Annotated in this window: 29 protein-coding genes; 17 read left to right on the top strand and 12 right to left on the bottom strand. The window is 27.9% G+C overall.

Annotation, left to right across the window (positions count from 1 at the left end):
- Positions 1-49 precede the first annotated feature (49 nt).
- Positions 50-652 (top strand): acyl carrier protein phosphodiesterase, encoded by a 603-nt coding sequence (locus tag DAD81_RS17280; RefSeq protein WP_111709556.1) that lies wholly within the window; start codon positions 50-52, stop codon positions 650-652.
- Positions 653-658: 6 nt separating this feature from the next.
- Here the strand turns inward: DAD81_RS17280 and DAD81_RS17275 are convergent, their stop codons facing one another.
- Entirely contained in the window at positions 659-1,510 is an 852-nt protein-coding gene (locus tag DAD81_RS17275) for a hypothetical protein (RefSeq protein WP_111709555.1), read from the bottom strand.
- A 140-nt stretch (positions 1,511-1,650) separates the two neighbouring features.
- Between DAD81_RS17275 and DAD81_RS17270 the strand changes: the two genes are divergently transcribed.
- The 4 genes from DAD81_RS17270 to DAD81_RS17255 are packed head-to-tail and all read left to right on the top strand — an operon-like array spanning position 1,651 to position 5,689.
- Positions 1,651-2,874, top strand: coding sequence for a purple acid phosphatase family protein (locus DAD81_RS17270; protein WP_111709554.1), 1,224 nt, complete (start codon positions 1,651-1,653; stop codon positions 2,872-2,874).
- Between the two features lie 3 nt (positions 2,875-2,877).
- A complete protein-coding gene (locus DAD81_RS17265) occupies positions 2,878-3,960 on the top strand; it encodes an AI-2E family transporter (RefSeq protein ID WP_111709553.1) in 1,083 nt (360 codons plus the stop codon).
- Between the two features lie 3 nt (positions 3,961-3,963).
- Positions 3,964-4,512: a DUF1697 domain-containing protein gene (locus tag DAD81_RS17260; RefSeq protein WP_111709552.1), complete on the top strand. Its 549-nt coding sequence runs from the start codon at positions 3,964-3,966 to the stop codon at positions 4,510-4,512.
- Position 4,513: 1 nt separating this feature from the next.
- Positions 4,514-5,689: a class I SAM-dependent methyltransferase gene (locus DAD81_RS17255; protein WP_111709551.1), complete on the top strand. Its 1,176-nt coding sequence runs from the start codon at positions 4,514-4,516 to the stop codon at positions 5,687-5,689.
- A 162-nt stretch (positions 5,690-5,851) separates the two neighbouring features.
- Here DAD81_RS17255 and lgt read toward each other — a convergent pair whose 3' ends face one another.
- Genes lgt through cysS form a run of 3 tightly spaced genes read right to left on the bottom strand, consistent with a single transcriptional unit; the run spans position 5,852 to position 8,434 of the window.
- Positions 5,852-6,670 carry a prolipoprotein diacylglyceryl transferase gene (gene lgt, locus DAD81_RS17250; protein WP_111709550.1) on the bottom strand — a complete coding sequence of 273 codons (819 nt, stop codon included), beginning with the start codon at positions 6,668-6,670 and terminating at the stop codon, positions 5,852-5,854.
- A gap of 23 nt (positions 6,671-6,693) precedes the next feature.
- Positions 6,694-6,954, bottom strand: coding sequence for a membrane protein insertion efficiency factor YidD (gene yidD / locus DAD81_RS17245; RefSeq protein WP_111709549.1), 261 nt, complete (start codon positions 6,952-6,954; stop codon positions 6,694-6,696).
- A 1-nt stretch (position 6,955) separates the two neighbouring features.
- Entirely contained in the window at positions 6,956-8,434 is a 1,479-nt protein-coding gene (gene cysS, locus DAD81_RS17240; RefSeq protein ID WP_111709548.1) for a cysteine--tRNA ligase, read from the bottom strand.
- A gap of 389 nt (positions 8,435-8,823) precedes the next feature.
- On the opposite strand from cysS, the gene DAD81_RS17235 reads away from it, so the two are divergent.
- The 4 genes from DAD81_RS17235 to DAD81_RS17220 are packed head-to-tail and all read left to right on the top strand — an operon-like array spanning position 8,824 to position 12,488.
- Positions 8,824-9,537: a glycosyltransferase gene (locus DAD81_RS17235; protein WP_111709547.1), complete on the top strand. Its 714-nt coding sequence runs from the start codon at positions 8,824-8,826 to the stop codon at positions 9,535-9,537.
- The gene (locus DAD81_RS17230; protein ID WP_111709546.1) at positions 9,537-10,157 is read left to right on the top strand and encodes a lipid-A-disaccharide synthase N-terminal domain-containing protein; all 621 of its coding nucleotides are present in this window, start codon (positions 9,537-9,539) and stop codon (positions 10,155-10,157) included. The genes DAD81_RS17235 and DAD81_RS17230 overlap by 1 nt, the downstream gene beginning before the upstream one ends.
- Before the next feature lie 24 nt (positions 10,158-10,181).
- Positions 10,182-11,807 (top strand): ArnT family glycosyltransferase, encoded by a 1,626-nt coding sequence (locus tag DAD81_RS17225; protein WP_111709545.1) that lies wholly within the window; start codon positions 10,182-10,184, stop codon positions 11,805-11,807.
- A 12-nt stretch (positions 11,808-11,819) separates the two neighbouring features.
- On the top strand, positions 11,820-12,488 hold the full coding sequence (locus DAD81_RS17220) for a hypothetical protein (protein ID WP_111709544.1): 669 nt from the start codon (positions 11,820-11,822) through the stop codon (positions 12,486-12,488).
- Here DAD81_RS17220 and DAD81_RS17215 read toward each other — a convergent pair.
- From DAD81_RS17215 to DAD81_RS17190, 6 genes are read right to left on the bottom strand one after another with little or no spacing between them, the layout of a single operon-like run.
- Positions 12,485-13,210: a phosphatase PAP2 family protein gene (locus DAD81_RS17215; RefSeq protein WP_111709543.1), complete on the bottom strand. Its 726-nt coding sequence runs from the start codon at positions 13,208-13,210 to the stop codon at positions 12,485-12,487. The two genes, DAD81_RS17220 and DAD81_RS17215, sit on opposite strands and share 4 nt — an antisense overlap.
- 46 nt (positions 13,211-13,256) lie before the next feature.
- On the bottom strand, positions 13,257-13,826 hold the full coding sequence (locus tag DAD81_RS17210; RefSeq protein ID WP_111709542.1) for a phosphatase PAP2 family protein: 570 nt from the start codon (positions 13,824-13,826) through the stop codon (positions 13,257-13,259).
- Positions 13,827-13,840: 14 nt separating this feature from the next.
- Positions 13,841-14,953, bottom strand: a complete 1,113-nt coding sequence (locus tag DAD81_RS17205) for a peptidylprolyl isomerase (protein WP_111709541.1) — start codon at positions 14,951-14,953, stop codon at positions 13,841-13,843.
- Between the two features lie 13 nt (positions 14,954-14,966).
- Positions 14,967-15,695 (bottom strand): FKBP-type peptidyl-prolyl cis-trans isomerase, encoded by a 729-nt coding sequence (locus DAD81_RS17200; RefSeq protein ID WP_111709540.1) that lies wholly within the window; start codon positions 15,693-15,695, stop codon positions 14,967-14,969.
- Positions 15,682-16,224 carry a gliding motility-associated peptidyl-prolyl isomerase GldI gene (gldI, locus tag DAD81_RS17195; RefSeq protein WP_111709539.1) on the bottom strand — a complete coding sequence of 181 codons (543 nt, stop codon included), beginning with the start codon at positions 16,222-16,224 and terminating at the stop codon, positions 15,682-15,684. The genes DAD81_RS17200 and gldI overlap by 14 nt, the downstream gene beginning before the upstream one ends.
- The gene (locus tag DAD81_RS17190) at positions 16,214-17,245 is read right to left on the bottom strand and encodes a DHH family phosphoesterase (RefSeq protein WP_111709538.1); all 1,032 of its coding nucleotides are present in this window, start codon (positions 17,243-17,245) and stop codon (positions 16,214-16,216) included. The genes gldI and DAD81_RS17190 overlap by 11 nt, the downstream gene beginning before the upstream one ends.
- A gap of 173 nt (positions 17,246-17,418) precedes the next feature.
- Here DAD81_RS17190 and DAD81_RS17185 point away from each other — a divergent pair, with 173 nt between their 5' ends.
- Entirely contained in the window at positions 17,419-17,853 is a 435-nt protein-coding gene (locus tag DAD81_RS17185; protein ID WP_111709537.1) for a nucleoside-diphosphate kinase, read from the top strand.
- A gap of 31 nt (positions 17,854-17,884) precedes the next feature.
- On the opposite strand, the gene DAD81_RS17180 is transcribed toward DAD81_RS17185, so the two are convergent.
- Both DAD81_RS17180 and recF read right to left on the bottom strand, forming a co-directional pair.
- On the bottom strand, positions 17,885-18,181 hold the full coding sequence (locus DAD81_RS17180; protein WP_111709536.1) for a DUF721 domain-containing protein: 297 nt from the start codon (positions 18,179-18,181) through the stop codon (positions 17,885-17,887).
- Positions 18,181-19,260: a DNA replication/repair protein RecF gene (gene recF, locus DAD81_RS17175; protein ID WP_111709535.1), complete on the bottom strand. Its 1,080-nt coding sequence runs from the start codon at positions 19,258-19,260 to the stop codon at positions 18,181-18,183. The genes DAD81_RS17180 and recF overlap by 1 nt, the downstream gene beginning before the upstream one ends.
- A gap of 112 nt (positions 19,261-19,372) precedes the next feature.
- Between recF and DAD81_RS17170 the strand changes: the two genes are divergently transcribed.
- The 7 genes from DAD81_RS17170 (at position 19,373) to DAD81_RS17140 (ending at position 25,410) form a co-directional block, all read left to right on the top strand.
- The gene (locus tag DAD81_RS17170) at positions 19,373-20,137 is read left to right on the top strand and encodes a tetratricopeptide repeat protein (RefSeq protein WP_111709534.1); all 765 of its coding nucleotides are present in this window, start codon (positions 19,373-19,375) and stop codon (positions 20,135-20,137) included.
- Between the two features lie 6 nt (positions 20,138-20,143).
- Complete coding sequence (gene ribH / locus DAD81_RS17165; protein WP_111709533.1) at positions 20,144-20,623, top strand: 6,7-dimethyl-8-ribityllumazine synthase; 480 nt, start codon at positions 20,144-20,146, stop codon at positions 20,621-20,623.
- Between the two features lie 75 nt (positions 20,624-20,698).
- Positions 20,699-20,986, top strand: coding sequence for a hypothetical protein (locus DAD81_RS17160; RefSeq protein WP_111709532.1), 288 nt, complete (start codon positions 20,699-20,701; stop codon positions 20,984-20,986).
- Complete coding sequence (gene mutL, locus DAD81_RS17155) at positions 20,986-22,800, top strand: DNA mismatch repair endonuclease MutL (RefSeq protein WP_111709531.1); 1,815 nt, start codon at positions 20,986-20,988, stop codon at positions 22,798-22,800. The genes DAD81_RS17160 and mutL overlap by 1 nt, the downstream gene beginning before the upstream one ends.
- Before the next feature lie 19 nt (positions 22,801-22,819).
- Positions 22,820-23,554: a rhomboid family intramembrane serine protease gene (locus DAD81_RS17150; protein WP_111709530.1), complete on the top strand. Its 735-nt coding sequence runs from the start codon at positions 22,820-22,822 to the stop codon at positions 23,552-23,554.
- A gap of 1 nt (position 23,555) precedes the next feature.
- A complete protein-coding gene (locus DAD81_RS17145) occupies positions 23,556-24,389 on the top strand; it encodes a rhomboid family intramembrane serine protease (RefSeq protein ID WP_111709580.1) in 834 nt (277 codons plus the stop codon).
- Position 24,390: 1 nt separating this feature from the next.
- Positions 24,391-25,410 (top strand): endonuclease/exonuclease/phosphatase family protein, encoded by a 1,020-nt coding sequence (locus DAD81_RS17140; protein ID WP_111709529.1) that lies wholly within the window; start codon positions 24,391-24,393, stop codon positions 25,408-25,410.
- The last annotated feature ends 23 nt before the right edge of the window (positions 25,411-25,433 follow it).

Here is a 25,433-nt window from a genome sequence, read left to right as displayed (position 1 = left end):
TAAATCTGCCAATGGCAGATTTTTTTGTATTATTGTTCAAAATTACTCTATGAATTTTTTAGCCCATATATACTTATCCAAAAACGATAATAATATTTTAATTGGAAATTTTATTTCAGATGCAATAAAAGGTAAAAGTTATAAAAAATACCCAAAAGAAATTCAAGTTGGCTTAATTCTGCATAGAAATATTGACAATTTTACAGATACACATCCTATTGTAAAACGAAGTATGCGTCGTCTTAATCCTAGATATCGTCATTTTGACGGAGTAATTATTGATATATTATACGATCATTTTTTAGCTAAAAACTGGAGTAATTATTCAGAAATTCCTCTTGAAACTTATGCCGAAAATGTATATCAATTTTTAACTAAACACGTGGACAGTTTCCCTGAAGAGCTTCAAAAACTACTCCCAAACATGATAAAATACAACTGGCTAGTTAACTATGCATCTTTAGAAGGTATAGAACGTGTTTTAGGTGGTATGAACAGACGTACAAAAGGAATTTCTCAAATGGATTTAGCAATTGAAGATTTAAAACTTCATTATGATGAGTTTGAAGCAGACTTCACTTCCTTTTTTCAAGAAATTATAGATTTTACAGATAAAAAAATAATTGAATTAATAGCTTCTAAAGAAATATAAAAGTTCTTAGTTTCCTTCTTTTTTCATTCTCAGCAATAAATACAATGGTATTAACCCGTGTGGTAATCTGTATATTGTTTGAAACAAATTTAAATGAATTGATTCCCAAAAAAAATCAATTGACAATCCTGCTACAACTCTAGCTAAAGATGTTAAAGTTCCCCAAATAAAAGCATAAATTAAAGCAACCCTAGCTAATTTTGGAATAAAAATTAATATAGCAACAAGTATATCCAACACTCCTGCAACTAATAAAAATAGTTTTGCCCCTTCTTCTGAAAAACCAAAAATATTAATTACCATTCCTATAAAATATCCTGGTACCGGATAATACCCAATAGCATAAAGCCCATGTGCTACAAAAACTAATGCTGTCAATATTTTTAAAATAACATTTAAGTTCCTGTAAACCCTTTGCTTATTGTACAATACAAAAACTATTGGAATACCAAATTGTAAACTATATTCAAAAAATTGAGCAAATTGATAAAAGCGTTCCTTCATTAATAAAAAGGCCAAAAACAGTAAGCCAATACCTCCAAGTACTATTAAAAACTTAAATATTTTTTTTGAAGCATCATAAAAAATAACAGCTAAAGAACACAAGAGATAAAATATTCCTAACCCAACTATTAAATTCTCTAAAAACAAATCTAATTTAGAGCTAGTTACATAATCTTGCCAATTTGTTTTAAATAAAGATTCAATTACTGGTTTTAACAAACCTTCATCCCAAAAGAAAGTTCTTAAAGGCGCATCCCAAAAAAGATGTTGGTAGGCTCTTCCAAGAAATACCAAAATAACTGATAACTTAAGTAAATTAAATGATTTTATTGAATAAATCTTCTCGCTCTTCATTTTACTAAAAATTTTGGTTAAAAATATTCTATTAAGTAAATAAATTAAAACTATTATCCTTTTTTATTCTAAGTTTTGTAAAATCTATTAGTTGAATATTTTGTAATATTGTAAAGAACATTTTAATCTCAATTTTTATTATGAGAAAAATCTTAATTGTATTTTTCATAGGAATATTAACCAGTTATGCATCAAACGATAAATATAGGTTAATGCTTAGAAATAATGCCTCAACTTCTGTTGTTATTGGATGGAATCAAATTAGTGGAACAAATCCAATGGTTTATTATGGTAAAAAAGACCACAATACTAATTTTAAGAAATATTCAAACAAAAAATCGCCTGATAGAATTGTTCAATTTAGAGGAATGAATAACCATTTTGTTAGATTGATAAATTTAAAACCGAACACTGCTTACTATTTTATTATAAAAGATAGTGAAGGTGTTAGTGAACGTTTTTGGTTTAAAACGGCTCCTGGTAAAAAAGAACGAATATCAATTATATCAGGTGGAGATTCTAGAAATAATAGAAAATCAAGAAAAAACGCCAATATAATTGTTTCAAAGCTAAAGCCTAATATTATACTATTTGGAGGTGATATGACTTCTGGAGATACTGATGAACAATGGATTCAATGGATGGATGACTGGCAATTAACAATTGCAAAAGATAATAGAATGTTTCCTTTAATTGCTGCTCGTGGAAATCATGAAAAAGAAAATAATTCTATATATAAATTGTTTGATGTACCTCATGAAAAAATCTATTATAGTATTCCTGTAGGAAAACAATATTTGAGAATTTACACATTAAACACCGAAATTTCTATTCCTGGAGGGCAAACTAATTGGTTAAAAAATGAACTTTCAGCAAATAAATTAGATGATTGGAAAATTATACAATATCATAAACCAATGCGACCTCATGTTTCAAGAAAAAAAGAGGGTACATTTCAATATACAAATTGGGCAAACCTATTTTACAACTATAAAGTAAACCTTGTTGTTGAGTGTGATGCACATACCGTAAAAACTACCTGGCCAATTAAACCATCTACAAAAGAAGGAAATGATGAAGGTTTTATTAGAGATAATAAAAACGGAACTGTTTATGTTGGCGAAGGTTGTTGGGGAGCTCCAATTAGAAAAAATAACGACATTAAATCTTGGACTAGGGATTCAGGCATGTTTAATCAATTTAAATGGATTTTTGTTTCTAGTGAATCAATTATCACACGAACAATTAAAACTGACAATGCTAATAAAGTTGGAGAATTAAGTAATAATGCAAGGTTTGAAATCCCCGATAATTTAGATATTTGGAACCCATCAAATGGAGCAATTGTTGAAATTAAAAAATAATATATGACTTCAAATACAATTACAAATGGAATAATAAAAGCAATTGCCATAATTCTTGGAGTGTTTTTATTGCTTTATTTTTTATTTAAAATTCAATCAATACTAGTTTATATTGCAATTGCAGCTGTAATTTCATTAATAGGAAGCCCAATTATCCGATTCTTAAAAAAGAAATTAAAATTCCCTAATACATTAGCGGTTATTGCAACTCTACTTATTTTTATTGGAATATTAACTGGACTTATAAGTATGTTTATCCCTTTAATAATTCAACAAGGAGAAAATTTATCATTGTTAAATATAGACCAGCTTCAAACAAATATTGAACAATTATTAAGTGAGACTAACAACTATTTTTTAGCACATAATATTGATGTTTTAAACGAAATTAAAAATGCTGATTTATTCAAAAATTTAACGGCAATACCAAATTTATTAAACTCTGTAATTGGAACTGTTGGAAATTTAAGTATTGGATTATTTTCTGTATTATTTATAACTTTCTTTTTAATGAAAGATACTCATATTATGGAAAATTCCATTTATGTTATAGTAAGTGATAATAGTAAAAACAAACTAAAAACATCATTAAAAACAATACAAAACTTACTTTCAAGATATTTTATTGGTCTAGTATTTCAGATAACAATCCTATTTGTAATTTACACCATTACTCTTTTAATTTTTGGAATTGAAAACGCTATTGTAATTGCTTTTTTATGTGCCTTATTAAATCTAATTCCATATATAGGACCAATAATTGGTGGGCTTATAATGCTATTTTTATCAATGAGCAGTAACTTAGGGCAAGACTTTCATACCGAAATTTTACCAACAACTATTTATGTAATGATTGGTTATGTAATTGCTCAACTAATTGATAATTTCTTGAGCCAACCAGTAATATTTTCCAATAGTGTAAAATCTCATCCACTTGAAATATTCTTAGTAATTATGATTAGTGGAGTTTTGTTTGGTGTTACTGGAATGATAGTCGCAGTACCTACTTACACAGCCATTAAAGTTATTTTAAAAGCTTTTTTAGCAGATAACAAAATTGTACAATCACTAACAAAAAATATATAATAAATGCCTTCCTATATTGCTCTTTTACGTGGAATTAATGTTTCTGGAAAGAACATAATAAAAATGGCAGTTTTAAGAACGCTTTTAGAAAGTGTAGATTTAAAGGAAGTAACTACCTATATTCAAAGTGGAAATATTTTATTTAAATCTAAAATTTCAACTTCAAAAAAAATTGAAAAATTAATTTTTAACACTATAAAAAAACATTATGATTATGATGTTAATGTTTTGGTATTGAGCAATAATCAATTGGAATTAATTTTTAACTCAAACCCATTTTTAGAACAAAAGAAAGATATTGAAATCTCACATTTATATGTTACTTTATTAAATAACAGACCTAATTTAGAAGGAGTATCTCAAATTGAAAATCTAATTATGAACAATGATGATGAGTTTATTATAAAAAATAAAACAATCTATTTATATTGTCCTAACGGATATGGAAAAACAAAACTGAATAACAATTTATTTGAACGTAAATTAAATTCTTCAGCAACCTCAAGAAATTGGAAAACTATCACCAAACTAACTGAACTATCTAATAAATAATTTGAACACCAATATTTTAAATACAGAAGTACAGAAATTTATAAATTCCAATTTAAAATCAGATATTACTAAACTGGTTTTAAAAGGAAGTCCGTTTACATCTATTTCTATTCAGGAATTGGTTGAACAAATTGTATCCAAATCTAAATGTGAAAAGAAACTACAAACTTGGTTTTCAACTGAAAATATTTATTATCCAAACAAATTAAATATAGAACAAACTTCTTCTGAAATTACAGCAAACTATAAAGCTAATCTTGTTTCAGGAGACTCAATAATTGATGTAACTGGAGGATATGGAATTGACTCGTGCTATTTCTCTAAAAAGGTAAAAAATGTAACACATTGTGAATTAAATGAAAAATTATCCCAATTAGTAGCGCACAACCTAAAACAACTAAATATTGAAAATATTGAAACTTTTGTTGGAGATGGTATTAATTATATAGTGAAATCTAAAAAAAAATATGATTGGATTTATGCAGACCCGTCACGTAGAAATGATTTAAAAGGAAAAGTTTTTTTATTAAATGATTGCACCCCTAATATTCCTAAACATTTAGATGAGCTTTTTAAAAATACAGAAAATATACTTTTAAAAGTATCTCCTATTTTGGATATTAAAAGTGCCATTTCAGAATTAAAATTTGTTAAAGAAATACATGTTATTTCTATTGAAAATGAAGTTAAAGAGCTCTTATTTATATTAGAAAAAAAATACAATTCAGAAATATTTATCAAAACTTCAAACTTACTAAAAAGTAAAAATCAATATTTTAATTTTAAATTAAATGAACAGGTTTCTACTAGCTTTTCAAAACCAAAAAAGTATTTATTTGAGCCAAATTCAGCTATTTTAAAAGCTGGTGCATTTAAACAAATTTCTAGTCAATTAAAAATTGATAAATTACACCAACACTCACATTTATATACTTCAGATGTAATAATGAATTTTCCAGGAAGACATTTTATTATTGAAAATACTATTTCGTATGACAAAAAGCTTCTTAAAAAATTAATTCCTTCAAAAAAAGCGAATATAACAATTAGAAATTTCCCTGAAACTGTTGTTCAAATCAGAAAAAAAACGGGACTAAAAGACGGTGGAAATAATTACCTCTTTTTCACTACCGATATTGATGATAAACATATTGTTTTAATTTGTAAGAAGGTTTAATTATTATTCTTTATAATAAACTGGGTATTAGATAAGGTATTGAAACCCTTCATACTAAATTTATTATAATGAAAATCTGAAACAAGTTCAGGATAACAAAGTTCAAAAAAAAAAGCTGATGGTATTTAAATACCATCAGCTTTTTTTGGAGTATTAACTACTCTATTTTTTATCTCTAAGCATAAAATATAAACCAATAATAATTAAAGGTATACTTAATACTTGTCCGGTATTTAATCCTAAAATCCAATCTTCTCGGCCTTCCACCTGAGCCTTTTTAAAGAATTCAACAAAAAATCTTACAGTCCAAAGCATTACAAAAAACAGCCCAAACATATAACCTAATTGTTTCTTTTTATCCGTTTTCCAATAAACGAAATATAGAATAATGAAAATTACTAAGTAACTCATAGCTTCATATAATTGTGCAGGATGACGAGGGAAATCTTCTCCAAGTCTTTTAAACACAAATCCATAATCGCTATTTGTTGGTTTTCCAATAATTTCAGAATTCATTAAATTACCTAAACGAACAAACATACCTCCTAAAGCCACAGGTACAACAATTCTATCTAAAATAAATAAAATTGGTTTTTTCAAAACCTTTTTACTGTACAAATACATTGCAATAATTACACCTATTACAGCTCCATGACTGGCTAAACCAGCAAAACCCGTAAATTCAAATTTTGGCGAAAATCTAAAAGGTAAAATTACTTCTAAAGGTTTTTTAATTAAAAACTCTGGATCGTAAAATAAAAAATGTCCAATTCGAGCTCCTATTAATACAGAAATCACGGTATATATAAATAATGAATCTAATTTCTCAATAGAAATTTTTTCATTTATAAATATTTTTTTCATTAAATACAAACCAAACATAAATGCAAATACAAACATTAAGCTATAATATCTTATTGCAAATGAACCAATTTTGAAAATTTCTGGTGATGGATTCCAGTTAATTTGAAGTAAAATCATTTTTTATTTATGTAATTTAATTGTTAGTGACTCTTTTTTTTATTATCGTCTTTTTCTGGTACAGGATCATACCCACTTCCTCCCCAAGGATGACAGCTACCAATTCTTTTAATTGCTAACCAACCACCTTTAAATATTCCATGTTTTTGTAAAGCTTCTAATGTATAACTTGAACATGTTGGGGAATATCTACAAGCTGAAGGCGTATACGGAGAAATTGCGGCCTGATAAAACCGCACTAACCAAATAAATGGAATTGCCAATATTTTGGTTACCCCTTTCAATTTAATTTATTGAAAATGTAGTTCCTTCTTTACCATCTTTTAACTGAATTCCTAATTCAGCTAATTCATCTCTAATTTTATCTGACAATGCCCAATCTTTATTATCGCGAGCATCTTTTCGCATTCCTATTAGCATATCAACAACTCCAGATAGTTTATCTGAGCTATCTTGCTGCAATTCATTCTTAAGTCCTAAAACATCAAAAACAAAAGCATTAATTGTTTCAATAAATTCTTTTAAATCTTCAGATGAAATAGTTTCTTTCTTTTCAATTAATAAGTTTACAAATTTAACAGCATCAAATAAATTAGCTATTAATACAGGTGTATTAAAATCGTCATTCATTGCATCGTAACATTTCTGTTTCCAAGCTTTAATATCAATTGTAGACTCTTTTCCTGCTATAATATTATCTAATACACTAACTGCTTCCATTAATTTGGTGTATCCTTTTTCAGAAGCTTCTAATCCAGCGCTTGTAAAATCTAAAATACTACGATAATTTGCTTGCAACATAAAAAAACGTGTTGCACTAGGACTAAATGCTTTCGTTAGAATATCATTTTTTCCAGAAAATATTTCATTAGGTAAAATAAAATTACCTGTTGATTTAGCCATCTTCTGACCATTTAAAATCAACATATTAGCGTGCATCCAATAATTAACGGGGTTTACACCATTATTTGTTTTAGACTGCGCTATTTCACATTCGTGATGAGGAAATTTTAAATCCATTCCGCCACCGTGAATATCAAATGTTTCGCCTAAATATTTTGTACTCATTGCAGAACATTCTAAATGCCAACCAGGAAAACCATCGCTCCAAGGTGAAGGCCAACGCATAATATGACGTTCGTCTGCTTTTTTCCAAAGTGCAAAATCTTGTGGATTTTTCTTTTCACTTTGTCCGTCTAAAGTTCTGGTATTATGAATAGAATCTTCAATTTTTCTTCCAGAAAGAATACCATAATTCTCTGTTTCATTATATTTCAAAACATCAAAATACACAGATCCGTTTACCTCATATGCCAAACCTTTTGCTAAAATATCTTTTATAATTTCAATTTGCTCAACAATATGTCCGGTTGCAGTAGGCTCAATACTTGGAGGTAAATTATTAATTTTCTCTAAAGTTTCATGAAAATCAACCGTGTAACGTTGCACCACTTCCATTGGTTCAATTTGTTCTAAACGAGCTTTTTTCGCAATTCTATCTTCACCCGCATCAGCATCATTTTCTAAATGACCAGCATCTGTAATATTACGAACATAACGAACTTTATATCCTAAATGTTTTAAATAACGGAAAACCATGTCAAAAGACATAAAAGTTCTTACATTTCCTAAATGCACATTGCTATAAACCGTTGGCCCACATACATACATTCCAACTTTACCTTCAACAACTGGTTTAAATTCTTCTTTAGTTTTACTTAAAGAATTGTATATTTTAAGCGTATTTGTTTTATATAATTCCATTAATAATCGTTTGTTTTGAAGTTGTAAAGATAGTAACAATTACTTAATGGAAAAATTATACTTTAATAGGATTTAAAGCATTCTTAAAATGATGTGTTAAGTGTTTATTTTAAATTAATTGGGTTAAAAATGCTTGTTATTAAAAGTTTGTCTAATAATATAATTTCAATATCATATCTTCTATAATTATACATATTTCAACATTTTTATTATTCAATCTGATAAAACTATTTTCGTCAAATTTTAGATACTTCTACTACTAAAGATGAAACATTGTTTTATGTGTTGCACTATATCAAAATAAATATTTTAAATTTACCGAATATTTTATAAGGCTTCATTAAACAATCAGTAGGTCTTTCTAAATTACAAAAAATTACACCCATAAAATGAATTACCAATTTACTATAATTGTACCTGTTTACAACGAAGAAGATAATTTGCTGCGTGTTGAACAAGAACTTTCTAAATACATTAAAATTGCAACTAAAAAAACAAAGGTTTTATTTGTAAATGATGGTAGTAAAGACAAAAGCCAAGAGCTTATTGAGGAAATTTGCTCTAATAATTCTGATTTTAGTTTTATAAATTTTAAAGAAAATTGTGGACTTAGTGCTGCTATTTCCGCTGGTTTTCAAAATACAGATACTGAACTTGTAGGTTATATTGATTCTGATTTACAAACTGCACCCGAAGATTTTAATCTATTATTAAATGAAGTTGGTGAATATGACCTTGTAACAGGGGTAAGAGCCAATAGAAAAGACTCATTTGTAAAAAATATGTCTTCAACTATTGCAAATGGTATTCGTCGTTCTTTTACTCATGATGGCATGGATGATACTGGCTGCCCTCTAAAAGTAATAAAAACAGAATACGCAAAAAAAATCCCAATGTTTAAAGGTCTTCATAGATTTTTACCTGCAATGATTTTATTACAAGATGGGAACATAAAACAAATACCTGTTCAACATTTTCCTCGTATTGCTGGTGAAGCAAAATATGGTTTATGGAACAGACTTCTTGGGCCTTTAATGGATTGCTTTGCATATTTATGGATGAAAAAAAAATATATAAATTATAATATTGCAAACAAAGGTTAATGAGTAACTGGCTCATATATACTGTAGGTTTTTTTGCACAATTACTGTTTTCTGGAAGACTTGTATTACAATGGATATTATCAGAAAAAAGTAAAAAAGTATTAACTCCATCTTTATTTTGGAAATTAAGCTTACTGGCTTCTTTCTTACTTTTTGTATACGGATATTTACGTGAAGATTTTGCAATTATGCTAGGTCAGGCACTCACCTACTTTATTTATATTAGAAATTTACAATTACAGGGAGAATGGCAAAAAGCTCCAAAAATATTAAGATGGTTTTTATTCTTATTTCCAGTTCTTTTAGTAATATATTCATACAATAACAATTCGTATGATATAGATAAATTATTTAGAAATGATGCAATTCCACTATGGTTACTAATTTTAGGTAGTGTGGCACAAATTATTTTTACTTTAAGATTTGTATATCAATGGTTATATTCGGAAAAAAATAAAGAGTCATCTTTACCGTTTGGTTTTTGGCTACTTAGTTTAATAGGATCTATTTTAATTTTAACTTATGCAGTACTAAGAAAAGATCCTGTATTATTGGTTGGTCATTTAATGGGCTCAGCCATTTATATTAGAAACATTGTTATTTTAAAAAAACAAGTTTAATTGTTGATTAAATAGTAATTGATTATGATTAAAACTATTGAAAAATATCCTTTAGCTACAATTTGTATTGTTATTGTATTAATGCTAATTGTAAATTTAAATATTCCGGCTGTAACCATAATGGAGGCTCGTAATTTTATTACTGCTAGAGAAATGATTAATGACAACAATTGGTTATTAACTACAATGAATGGTGAGCCAAGATATCAAAAACCGCCATTACCAACTTGGTTTACAGCAATCTCTGGGATTATATTTGGTGCAAACAACCTTATAGGTTTAAGGCTTCCTGCCGCTTTAATGGTTCTTTTTTTGGGAGTATTTATATATTATTTTTCATTAAAATTACAACTCACTAAAAGACATAGTTTTAGAAATAGTTTAATTATAATTACTTCATTTTATGTGTTTGCAATTATAAACGAAGCTCCTTGGGATATATTTGCTCACGGTTTTATGATAGCTGGATTGTATTATTTATTCCTCTTTTTTAAAGAAAACACATCCGTTTGGAAAAATGCATTAATTTCTGGAATATTCATTGGTTTTTCTATTATGAGTAAAGGTCCCGTTTCATTGTTTGCCGTATTATTACCTTTTGTAATCTCCTACAGTATTGTTTATAAATTCAAAGATTTTAAAACAAAAATAGGGCATCTAATTATTTTATTTATTGCCTCAATTATTATTGGAGGATGGTGGTTTATTTATGTAAGATTACAAGATCCTGAAGCATTTTTAGCAATTGCAACCAAAGAAACTGGTAATTGGAGTAGTTATAACGTGAAACCTTTTTATTATTACTGGAGCTTCTTTACACAGTCTGGCTTATGGACAATCCCTGCATTTATTGGGTTGTTATACCCTTATTTAATTAAGCGTGTTGACAACAAAAAAGCATATCAATTTTCATTTTTTTGGACAATTAGTGCGGTAATTTTACTTTCATTAATTCCTGAGAAAAAAGCACGGTATTTAATGCCCGTTTTAATTCCACTAGCGTTTAACACTGGATTTTATATTCAATATTTAATTAAACATTTTAATAACTCAAAATCTAAAATAGATAAAATCCCTGCGTATTTTAATTTTGGATTAATAGCGTTAATAGCAATTAGCATCCCATTTGTTCTACCTTTTGTTTTAGGCGATAATTTTAAAGAATATATAATAAGCTACACATTAACTTCAATTTCTACTTTAACAATTGGAGTCTTAATTATACTTTTTTTAATAAAAAAAGACATTAAAAAAGTGTTTTACTTAACAGTCACTTTTATCATGGTACTGTTTTTATTTGGACTTCCAATAGCTGAAAATTTTACTAAAAATGAAGCTTACAACTCAATAAATAAATTACATAAAATTGAATTGAAAAATAATATTTCTACATATAGTGTAGGCTCTCTTACTCCAGAATTAATTTGGGATTATAACGGAATAATAAAAGATATTTATAAAAATAATACTCTAGTTTTACCTTCTGAAAATAATTTTGGATTACTGGTAATGAATGAAAATAATGAAGAAATAATATCAAAATTAAATAACAAATACAATTTAAAATTAACAGAAACTTACAATCTAAACAGCGGTTCAAAAAGTAAAGAACGTCTAATTAGAAAGTTTTATATAGTTTCAAAAAAATAGTACTTTTACCCAATGAAAACACTTACAAGAACAGACAAAATTGCTTACATATTTTTACTATTAGTATTTGGTTTCGGAATTTATTATTCGAATACAAATATTCAGTTTTTTGACGAAGTTTATACCAAAGAAGATGGTTTTGTTGAATATGGAACCGCTTTTTTATTATGCTGTTCAAGCATATTATTATTTTATCGTTTTTTTAAATTACAAAAATATAAAAAGTTACTTTGGAAAGTAGGAATAGTAGGAATTGCTGTTATTTTTATGTTTGGTGCTGGAGAAGAAATTTCTTGGGGACAACGTATTTTCCATGTAGAGTCTTCAGAATATTTTATTGAAAATAATGCTCAGGGAGAAACCAATCTTCACAATATGGTTGTTGATGGAAAAAAAATAAATAAACTAATCTTTAGTCAATTATTAACTGCCGTATTAATTATTTACTTATTAATTACTCCATTCTTATACCGTAAAACTGGAATAATCAGAACTTTAGCTAACACATTTGCAGTTCCAATAGTACAATGGCACCATACAATTTCATTTTTATTATGTACTGGGTTGCTTCTATTTATGACATCAAACAGAAAATGGGAACTGTACGAATTAGCATTTGGAGTTATATTTTTCTTAATATTTTTAAACCCAATTAATAAGCATATTTATAAGAGTAATTAAAATTTATAAGAAAAATACATTCCATAATTATTTTCTGAAATTTGCGGAACTATTACAATATTATCATTTTTTTTGAACGGGTTAAATCTCTTCAATGGTTCAAAATGATAAATGATTTGTGTTACAATTATTCCTATTCCTGCACCAACTAAAACATCTGAAATCCAGTGTTTATTGTTTACTACTCTAAAGCTACCTGTTGCTGCTGCAAAAGCATAACCACTAAAAGCTAAAACTGGAGACGCTTCTTTAAATTCATTAAACATAACAGTTGCATTTGTAAATGCTATTGTGGTATGACCAGAAGGAAAAGCATGTTCGGCTCCATTTGGACGTGCTTTTTTAGTAATTGTCTTTAACTTATTTGTTATTCCGGAAGAAATAACATTAGATATGAGTAAGTATTTAGTTTGATCAAACCAATGATTTTTACTTTTAACACCCATTAAATCTGCAATATACATTTGAGCTATTGGCACATGTAAAAGGTAATCGTCGATTTTAGTATTGTATGAATTTCCAATTTTATTCCTTAGATCAACTTGAAAATCTTTTTCAAAGTTACTTTTATTCAAAAATACTCCCAACCCTACTAAAGATAATGGAATAATACTTTTTTTAAAAAAACTTTTTGAATGAATTGTATCTAATGCGGCTGCTTTAGATTGAAATACTGTAAAAACACAAAGTATAATAAAATAATTCTTAAGGTATATTAACAAATTTTAGCAATTATAAAAGGTTCATTGCACAATATACAAAAAAAAACTATTTCAAATATTTTCTAAAAAACAGCTGTAAAGCCCAATAAAACAATACTGAATAAACTGCTCCTATAAGAATACCTGTAATAATATCTCCTGGGAAATGAACTCCTATATAAACCCTACTATAAGCAACAAGAAGCGCCCAAGTAATTAATATGTAAGGAATAAATTTAAATTTATCCTTTAGCAAAAAACTAAAAAATAAGGCTATTGACATTGAATTAGCTGCGTGTGCTGAGAAGTAAGAATATAACCCACCGCAACTGTCTTTTACTAATCTTACTAAATGAGAAATATTCTCATTATGGCAAGGTCGTAATCTTTTAAAACCATATTTAAATAAATTACTTGTTTGATCTGTTACAGCAATTAAAAGCCCAATAAATAAAACTATGATAACAGTTTTTTTAAAGCCTAATTTTTTAAACGTTAAATATAATAAGAGAATATATAATGGGATAGCACTAAACTTATTTGTAATAATAAGCCAAAAGCTATCCCATTGGGTAGTTCCTAAATTGTTTAGGAAAATAAATAATTCAACGTCTTTATCAATTAATGACTCTATCATTGAATTACTTTTATTTAATTGTTTTTCACTAATTCAACAAGCTCTAATTCAAATACTAAATCTGTATTTGGAGGTATAACATTACCCGCACCCTGAGCTCCATATCCTAAATGTGATGGTATAAAAAGCATAGCTTTATCACCAAATTTCATTTCTTGTAATCCTTCTCTAAATCCAGGAATTAACCTAGCCTCTGGTCCGTAAATAGTTTCAAAAGGGGCATATCCATTTTGATCGTCTCTAGTTTGGTTATAAACACCATATTCTTTTGCTACTTCCTTAATACTTGTATCAAATAATTTACCATCAGCAAAATACCCAATATAGTTTACCTTTACTTTATCGCCATCCTTTGGAGATTCACCATTTTTTGTTTCAGTAATAAATACTTTTAAACCTGATGGTAATTCTTTAGCTTTAGGGTTGTTTTCACTAAATGAATTCACTCTTTTTGCAATTGCAGCTTCAAGTTTTTCTTTTCGTGCTTTATCTTCTGCCTTAATATTATCATAATATTCAGAAAACAACTTACCTGCTTTAAATCTTCTTGCTAATTTACCAATTTTAATAATTTCAAGCTTTTTTATTGTATCATTCTGTGCTATTGAGTCAACAACAGATTGTCCTTCTAACACATTACCAAAAACAGTATGTTTACCATCCAACCAAGGAGTTTCTTTATGTGTTATAAAGAATTGGCTTCCATTTGTTCTTGGACCTGAATTTGCCATTGACAAGGTACCTGGTTTATCATGTTTTAATAACAAATTTCCTTTTTCGTCTTTTGGAAATTCATCAACAAACTTATAACCTGGCCCTCCAGAACCTTTTCCTAACGGATCACCACCCTGAATCATAAAATTGGGAAGCACTCTATGAAAAATTAACCCATCATAAAATGCTTTTCCTCTATATTTTTCATTAACAAGCTTATTTGTTCCTTCGGCTAAAGAAACAAAATTAGCCACTGTTATTGGTGTTTTTTCAAATTCAAGTTTTAACAATATTGTACCTTTATTAGTTAGCATATCGGCATACATACCATCTTCTAAATCTGCATATTTTGTAGGTTTACAAGAAAATAAACCTATAGAGATAACTACAATAAATAATTTTAAAACTCTCATACTTTTAAATTTTCTATTTTACTATTTCCAATAATTCCACTTCAAAAATAAGTGGCATAAATGGTTTAATTGCTCCTCCTGGGCGTGGTGTAGCTCCATAAGCTAAATCTTGAGGTATATAAAATTTGAATTTTGAACCTACTGACATTAATTGAAGACCTTCAGTCCACCCTTTAATAACTTGACCAACACCAAATTGTGCAGGCTCTCCTCTATCAACAGAGCTATCGAAAACAGTACCATCAATTAAAGTTCCGTGATAATGTACTCTTACTTGAGAAGCTGCAGTTGGTTTTTCACCACTACCTTCTCTTATAATTGAATATTGAAGTCCGCTTGCTGTAGTAGTTACTCCAGATTTAGTTTTATTCTCTTCCAAGAATTTTTCTCCTTCTTTTTTTACATCTCCAAACTCAGCTGCTGCTTTTTCAGCTGCCTCTGCTTGTTGTTTTATCATATCTGCTTGTTGCTTCTTTTGGAAATAAGCACTAATTGTTGCATTTAATTGATCTGGCGCTATTAAAATGTTTGTTGAATCAAGTGCATTTTGAAATCCTTGAATAAATAATTCTGCATCTGCATCTTCAAAATTCGCTTTTAATTTCATTCCCATATCTAAACCAATAGCATAACTTACTGAATCTAATTGGCTGTTTAATGATTTGTTTGAAACTCCATTTTTGTTACATGAAATTAGTGTTACAACAACTGTACAAACAACTAATAATTTAATTACTTTCATTTTTTTTATTTATTTTAATTAATTGAACTTTATATATTAATGGTTGATTAATACCTACTTTATTTTTATCGCCCAAATATCCAAAAACTTTATGAGAAGGAAATAAAAAAGTAATATTATCTCCAATATTCATTAATTTTAAACCTTCACGTAACCCTTCAACAATTTCTTGATTATCGGTAACATATTTTTGAATTCCAACTTCCTTATTATTATATATAATCTTATCGTTTAAACTAAAAACTTCATAAGTATATATTATTTCATCTCCATTTTTAGGGAAATAATTCTCTTTTGATTTGTAATTTATTTTATACCAAAATCCAAAATCGCTCGCAAGATAGTTATTTAAACTATCTTGTTTCATTATTTTTCTGAAATCAGATTCTTGATTTGCTATTAAGTTTTTATTCAACAAAATAGACTTTTTAATTCCTGAAGAAGACTTTCTTAAAATAGCTCTTCTTGGTTCAGCTTCACAAGAAAGCAACAACGGTATTAAAAGAAGTATGAAAAAATTATGCTTCATATGAATTTAAAAGCTCCGATTTGTATTCTGGTAAAATCTTTAAAAATTCAGCAACAGTATCTTCTAATGAAATGGTTGATTTTCCTCCTGCTGCATTGTCATGACCTCCTCCATCAAAATGGTTTCTAGCAAATTTATTTACCGAAAACTTTCCTTTTGATCTTAAAGATATTTTTATAATTGATTGATCAGAGTCTTCAATAAAAATTACTGCAAAAATAACTCCATCAACAGATAAAGCATAATTTACAACTCCTTCAGTATCTCCTTTTTGATAATTATATGCATCTAATTCTGCTTGAGACAAAGTTATATAGGCTGTTTTAAGTTCTTTAATTACAACCATATTAGTTAATGATTTACCTAATAATTGTAGTCTACTAAATGAATTTGAATCATACACATTATTATGAATCTTAGCATTCTCAGCTCCTTTATCTATCAAATCTGCAATAATCCTATGAGTAACACTTGTTGTTGAAGGAAACCTAAATGAACCTGTATCGGTCATAATTCCTGTATACAAACTAGTTGCTATTTCTTTATTAATTTCAGAAATACCATCCATTTTTTCTAAAAAATGATATACCATTTGACAGGTTGAACAAATTGAAGTATCGGAAAATAAATATGTTGCAATATCATCTGGCTGTTGATGATGATCTATCATTATATACGAACCCTTATATTCTTTCAATGTTTTTTCCATATCAGAACCAACCCTATGCAATGCATTAAAATCTAATAAAAATATAATTGACGATTCTTCAATTGCTTTTTTAGATTGTCTGTTTTGCATATCAAATTTTAAAACATCCTTAGAATTTGGCATCCATTTTAAGAAATCTGGATAATCATTTGGAGCCACAACCGTAGCTTCATGCCCTAAATTAATCAAATAATTATACATTGCTAAACTAGACCCCATAGCGTCTCCATCCGGATTTCTATGTGGAACAATAACTATTTTCTTTGGGCTGGAAAGTAATTCTTTTATTTCCTTAATTTCATTCGTACTCATAGGCCGCAAATATACAATATAATAAAAGAAAATATTTCAAAAAGTATTGTATCTTTATTAAAGTTTACTTAAAAAAACAGTACGTTAATCATTAAAGTTTAACATATTAAATAATTACTTTTATTTAATAATGAAAAAGCTATATTTGATGCGTTTAAAAACCAATTATAAAAATGACAACAAACAGAACTTTTACAATGATTAAACCGGATGCGGTTGAAAAAGGAGTAATTGGACCAATTCTGGAAAAAATTAATGCTGCAGGATTTAAAATTGTTGCAATGAAAATGACCAGACTAACTAAAGCAGGTGCTAGTGCCTTTTATGAAATTCATAAGGAGCGTCCTTTTTTTGGTGAATTAGTTGATTTTATTACAAGCGGCCCTATTGTAGCAGTAATTTTAGAAAAAGAAAATGCTGTTGAAGATTTTAGAGTTTTAATTGGATCTACAAATCCAGAAGATGCTGCTGAAGGAACAATTAGAAAATTATATGCTGAATCTATTGGTAGTAATGCCATTCACGGATCGGATAGTAATGAAAATGCCCAAATTGAAGGTGCTTTCCATTTTTCTGGAAGAGAAGTATTCTCAGGAGCTTTCTTATAAAATAAAAAAATCCGTTAAAAACGGATTTTTTTTAACATAATATTATTTTAGAGATTAGATTTTCTCCTAACTCTTCATTTAACATTTTAACCATTTTTTCCTTTCCATAGCTCAACTCTTCACGTAAAACAGAAGATTTTAAATTCACAACCAACGTTTTACCCTGCAATTGAATATTTTCAGTATAAGAAACTACGCCTTGTCCCATTAGTTTTGCCCAAGCATCTTTAACAGATATTTGATGCATTCCTTTTGAAAGCTTATTTTCTTTAATTACATCTTTCATTAAATCACTAATTGAATGAAACTCGTTTGATCTTTTAGCCATTATATCTTGAATATTTTATATGATTGATTTGTCCGTCTTACAACTTCTTCTGTTCGTTCTTCGTGTGTATCACTAATAAATAATTGTCCAAAATTATCATTATTAACTAGTGAAATTAATTGTTCTACTCTTGAATCATCTAATTTATCAAAAATATCATCCAACAACAATATTGGTTTCACGGCAGATTGCGATTTAATAAAATCGAATTGCGCCAACTTTAACGCAATTAAAAATGACTTTTGTTGTCCTTGAGAGCCAAATTTCTTTACAGGGTAACCGTCAATTTCAAATGTTAAATCATCTTTATGTGTACCTACACTTGTATATTGTAGCACCCTATCTTTCTCTAAACTTTTATCAAACAATTCCATAATATCAGCCCCCATTAATTGTGTTTTATAAAACATATTAACTTCCTCCATACTATTTGAAATAGATTTATACCGCTCTCTAAAAATAGGAATAAATGCATCCAAAAATTTTGAACGTTTATCAAAAATCACTTCACCATATGATTTTAACTGCTCATTATAAACATTTAAATTTAATGCATCAAAAGTTCTATTTGCTGCAAAATATTTTAACAAAGAATTTCTTTGAGCTAAAACCTTATTATACTTTAAAATGGTTTGTAAATAATTTTTATCTGATTGTGAAATAACATTATCAATAAATTTTCTTCTAGTTTCACTCCCTTCAATTATTAAATCTCTATCTGCAGGTGAAATTATTACCAAAGGTAAATACCCTATATGATCTGAAAATTTTTCATAAACCTTCCCATTTCTTTTTAAAACTTTCTTGTTACCTCTTTTTAAACTACAAATTACAGTATCTAATTTTTCTTTGATTAAATACTCCCCTTGAACCATAAAAAAGTCCTGACCATGTCTTATATTTTGAGAAGCAACCGAATTAAAGTAACTTTTAGCAAAAGACAAATAATAAATTGCATCTAAAACATTAGTTTTTCCAACACCATTATTACCTACAAAACAATTTATTTTAGACTCAAAATCAAAGCTTTGCGTTTCAAAATTCTTAAAATTGACTAAAGTAATTTTTTGTAAATACATCTATTTTTTTTCGGGTCATAAAAATATTCAAAATAAATGAAAATTTAGGTACAAATGCATTTTTACTTTCCAATTAAAAAAACTATTTTTGCGCCTACAAATTTTAGAATAAATGGCAACATATAAAAAGAAAGCAAAAAAAGTACAAGGAGCTCAAAATACTATAGAAAGTAATTCTACTACAGCTGAAGTATTTAACACTTTAGATGAAACAGCATCAAAGTCAGAACAATTTGTAATTAAAAATCAAAAAGCAATTTTTGTTATTTTAGCTGCGGTTGCAGTTCTTATATTAGGTTATTTAGCTTACCAAAAATATGTTAAAGAACCTCAAGAAAAAGTTGCTGCTGATGAATTGGCTTTCCCTAAAACATACTTTGAAGACGCAATGAATAGTACAGTTGCCGTTGATTCTCTTTTAACATTAAGTTTAAATGGTAATGATGGTAAATATGGTTTTACAGACATTGCAAGTGAATATAGTGGTACTAAAGCAGGAAATTTAGCTAACTATTATGCTGGTATCTCTTATTTAAAATTAAAAAATTACAAGGAAGCTATTGAATATTTAGAGAAATTTTCTTCTGATGATGAATTATTAGCTCCTACAGCAAAAGGTGCTATTGGAGATGCTTTTTCTGATATTAACCAACCTGAAGATGCTTTAGACTATTATTTAAAAGCAGCCAATTTAAGAGATAACAATTTTTCAACACCATTATTTTTATTTAAAGCTGCAAACACAGCTATGGATTTAAATAAATATGATAAAGCTTTAGATCTTTTCAAAAGAATTAAAAAAGACTATCCAAAAGCAAACGAAGCTAGAAACATTGATATTTATATTAATAAAGCAACATTTGCTTCTAAAAACTAAGCTTTAATGGCAACAACTGATTTATCTTATTACGATAAAGCAACAATCCCAAATGCGAAGAAATTTCGATTTGGGATTGTTGTTTCTGAATGGAATCCAGAAATAACTCACAACCTTTATTTGGGTGCTAAAAAAGCTTTTATTGAAAATGGAGCTATTGCAGAAAATATTACAAAATGGGATGTTCCTGGGAGTTTTGAATTAATATATGGTTGCAAAAAAATGATTGAATCTCAAAAAGTAGATGCAATTATTGCAATTGGTAATGTAATTCAAGGTGAAACAAAACATTTTGATTTTGTTTGTGAAGGTGTAACTCAGGGTATAAAAGACCTTAATGTAATTTATGATACCCCTGTTATATTTTGTGTTTTAACAGATAATAACAAACAGCAATCTTTAGACCGCTCAGGAGGTATACATGGTAACAAAGGTGTTGAATGTGCTATTGCAGCTATAAAAATGGCAGCTTTAAGAGAGTTTTAACACCCTACTTTTCTAAAAAACTTGACCACAAATTTATAATTCAGTATTTTTGAGGATACTGTATAATTTTATTTTATGTTTGGTAAATTATTTAAACCTCGTTCACATTATGTGTTTGATTACAAACCTCGTTATTATAATGAGCGCAAAGAGCGTTTAGATAATTTAGAGGCAAAGTATCATGGCGATAATAAAGATAAGGATGCACCTAGAATTTCCTTATCCAAAAACAATCTAAAAAACGATTGGGTTAAAAATAAAAGAAGTGCTACAGATAGATCTACCAATATTAGGTTAGCTTTAATTATAGCAATACTTGTTGGTATTGTTGCGTATCTTTTTGAACTACATAAATTATTTTAATGTCTGATATTATTCAACTACTTCCTGACCATGTTGCAAATCAAATTGCTGCTGGAGAAGTTGTTCAACGTCCGGCATCTGTTGTTAAAGAATTGCTTGAAAATGCAATTGATGCCAGTGCAACTAACATTAAACTTATAATTAAAGAAGCAGGCAAAACCCTTGTTCAAGTTATTGACAATGGAAAAGGAATGAGCCAAACAGATGCGCGTTTATCTTTTGAAAGACATGCAACTTCTAAAATAAAAAAAGCAGAAGACTTATTTAATCTACAAACCAAAGGATTTAGAGGTGAAGCATTAGCTTCTATTGCCGCCATTGCTCACGTAGATTTAAAAACAAAGCAAGAAAATTCAGAATTAGGAAGTTATATAAAAATAGAAGGCAGTAAAGTTATTTCACAAGAAAATATTGGAACCTCTATAGGAACCTCAATAGCAGTTAAAAACTTATTTTACAACATACCAGCACGAAGAAATTTTTTAAAATCAAATACCATTGAAACTCGCCATATTGTAAATGAATTTCAACGAGTTGCATTGGCACACCCATCAATTTCTTTTTCATTTTACCATAACGAAAATGAAATATACAATTTAGTAGCTAGTAATTTACGTAAACGAATTGTAGCTATTTTTGGTAAAAAAACCAATGAAAAATTAGTTCCTATTAAAGAAGTAACTGATATTGTTGAAATAAACGGATATGTTGCTAAACCAGAGTTTGCAAAGAAAAAAAGAGGAGAACAATTCTTTTTTGTAAATGATAGATTTATTAAAAATGCTTACCTAAATCATGCCGTAACAAGCGCTTTTGAAAGTTTACTTTCAAATGGCTTCCACCCTACTTATTTTTTATATTTAACCGTACCAACAAAAAGTATTGATATAAATATTCATCCAACAAAAACTGAAATTAAGTTTGAAGATGAAAAAACCTTATATGCTATTTTACGCTCAACAATAAAACATAGTTTAGGGCAGTATAACGTAGCGCCAGTATTGGATTTTGAAAGAAGTGCTTCATTTGATACTCCTTATGAATTTAAGAATAAAAAAAGTACAACTCCGAGTATAAATGTTGACCAAAACTTTAACCCTTTTAAGGCTGAAACTCAAAAACCATTAAACTCTCCTTTTAAAAAAGAAACATCGGCTCAATGGGAAAGTTTATATACAGAAATAGATTTAGATAAGATTGAAGTAAAATCTGAAACTATTAACCCTTCAATGTTTTCTGAAGAAAAACAAAATAGTAAAACATATCAGGTTCATAATAAATATATAGTAAGTAGTATTAAATCTGGTATTGTTTATATAAATCAAAATTTAGCGCATCAACGTATTTTATATGAAGAGTTTTTAGAAAACATAACAGTTAAAGATGCAATGAGTCAGCAATTGTTATTTCCTCTTGAAATTTCTTTTAACAAATCGGATATTGAACTAATAAAAGATATTAAAGAAGATTTAGAAAATGTAGGTTTTTTATTTGATAAAATACTAGATGATACAATAGTTGTAAAAGGTATGCCTGTAACTATTGTTGAAAGCCAAATAACAATTATTATTGAACAATTACTAGAAGATATAAAAAACGATATACCAGATGCTAGCTTTAGCCAACTAGATATAATGGCAAAAAGTTTAGCTAAAAGTTTAGCTATAAAAACAGGAAGTAAATTAGATTTAAAAGAACAAGAAGAGTTAGTAAATAAACTTTTTTCTTGCAAACAACCCGATTTATCTCCGTTTAGAAAAACTACTTTTGTTACAATTAATATTGATGAAATTGATAAAAAGTTTAACAATTAATTTGTTAATCAGATAAAATATGGGAAGAATTACAGAAGCTGTTAAGCACCTTATAATAATTAATGTAATATTATTTATTGTACCACAACTTATACAAGGCGTAGATTTACAAAGTATGTTTGCGCTCTATTTTCCAGAGAATCCAAAATTTGGTTTTTGGCAATTTCTAACACATATGTTTATGCATGGTGGGGTTACTCACATCTTATTTAATATGTATGGTCTTTGGGCTTTTGGTACACCTTTAGAACAAATGTGGGGAAGAAATAAATTCTTATTTTTCTACCTTTCTGCCGGTTTAGGTGCAGGTGCTATCTATACATTAGTAAATTATTATCAATTCAATGGCGTTTACGATCAATTAGTAAATATAGGTTTATCAAGCACTGATATTCAAAATATATTAACCACTGGTAGCTATAACAATCAAATCTTAGAAACTATTTCAGAAACTAAACTATCAGAATTTTATGCAACCTACCATACTCCTGCGGTTGGAGCATCTGGAGCTATTTATGGTGTTCTTGTAGCTTTTGGAATGAGCTTTCCTAATTCAAAATTAGCATTGATCTTTTTCCCAGTACCTATTGCTGCAAAATATTTTATCCCAGCAATTATTATTGGTGATTTATTCTTTGGAATGACTAAATATTCGGTAGGAAATGTAGCCCATTTTGCCCATGTTGGTGGTGCTTTAATAGGATTTATAATTGCTTGGTATTGGAAACAAAATCAATTTAAACGCTGGAATTAGTTTGAATATAATTAACGAAATACAACAAGCCTATAATAAAGCTAACATTGTTGAGCGGATAATTTACATTAATGTTATTTTATTTTTAATCACTGTATTGTTCACCTCATTTGCAATAAATTGGTTGGCTTTACCAACAAGTTTTAATAACTTTCTGTTAAAACCATGGACCCTAATATCTTATGCATTTATACACCAAAGATTATTTCACATATTATCCAACCTTTTAGTTTTATATTATATTGGTAATCTTTTTTTAAATTTTTACACCAAAAAACAATTTTTAAACTTTTATTTTTTAGGTGCTATTTTTGGAGCAATTGTTTTTTTAGCTTACTATTATCTTACAAATAAATTAGGAACTCCACTTGGCGGAGCTTCAGCTGCAGTAACCTGTATTTTTGTAGGAATTGCAACCAAAATACCACGATATTCAGTACAATTAAGATTTATTGGTAGTGTAGAATTATGGGTTTTAGCTGCAATTTGGGTATCTTTAAGTATATTGCAATTAGCAAACCCAATAAATGGAGGAGCTATTTCACATATTGGAGGAGCGTTACTTGGATTTATTTATGCGAGCCAATTAAATAAAGGAAATGATATTGGTAAATGGTTTGAAAACTTTTTAGATTATTTTGCTAACTTATTTAAACCTAAACAAAAATCTAATTTAAAAACAGTTTATAAATCTAATAAAAGAGCCTCAAAAAAAGATATTGAAATACCAAAACAAAAAATAATTGATGGTATATTAGATAAAATTAGCAAATCGGGTTATGAAAGTTTAACTCAAGACGAAAAAGATTTTTTATTTAGGGCTGGAAAAAAATAATATGAAAAAATTATCATTATTAGATAAGTTTTTATTTGCCATTAATTCAATTTTGGCAGCAATATTACTAATTTCATATTTAGGGTATTTTTTCTCTCCAAACTCATTTTCAATTTTCTCTTTTTTAAGTTTAGCTGTTCCTTTTTTAATAGTAATAAATATACTTTTTGCAATTTATTGGCTTATAAAACTGAAAAAACAATTTTTAGTTTCTGTTATAATTTTACTTATTGGTTTTCAATACATATCTAAATTTTATGGACTTTCAGAGAAAAAAGTATTACTGAATGATGATTTAAAAATCATGAGCTATAACGTTCGTATGTTTAACTTGTACAATTGGATTGATGAAAAAGGAATTGAACAAAATATCTATAATTTTATAAAAGATAAATCTCCCGATATTTTATGTATTCAAGAGTTTCATCCTACAAAAAAACAAGACCTTAACTACCCTTACAAACATGTTAAAATAAGAGTGAATCAAAATAACTTTGGACATGCTATTTTTTCAAAATATAAAATTCTCAACTCTGGTTCATTAAATTTTTCTAATAGTAGTAACAATGCCATTTTTGCCGATATTTTAAAAGGAAAAGATACTTTAAGAGTTTATAATATTCATTTAGAATCTTTAAAGATAAATCCTAAAAAAGAAACTTTAACTCAAGAAAATTCTGAACGTTTAAAAATTAGAGTTCAAAATGCCTTTAAAAAACAAGCCAACCAAGCGTCATTAATAATTCAACACCAGAAAAAAACAACGCTTAAATCTGTTATTTGTGGAGATTTTAATAACAATGCATTTTCTTGGGTTTATCACACTTTAAAAGAAAACAAAAAAGATGCTTTTGAAGAAGCAGGTAAGGGTTTTGGAAATACATACGATTATACATTTCCGTTTAGAATTGATTTTATTTTAGCTGATGATCATTTAAAAATTAACAACTACAAAACTTATAATGTTAAGTATTCTGATCATTTCCCTATAATGGCAAGAATTGGCTTCAACAAAGACTAAATAACACCATTTTTCTTTTTATT

Source organism: Lutibacter citreus, from assembly GCF_003260195.1.
Lineage (GTDB): Bacteria > Bacteroidota > Bacteroidia > Flavobacteriales > Flavobacteriaceae > Lutibacter > Lutibacter citreus.
This window is presented reverse-complemented; position numbering and strand designations above follow the sequence as displayed.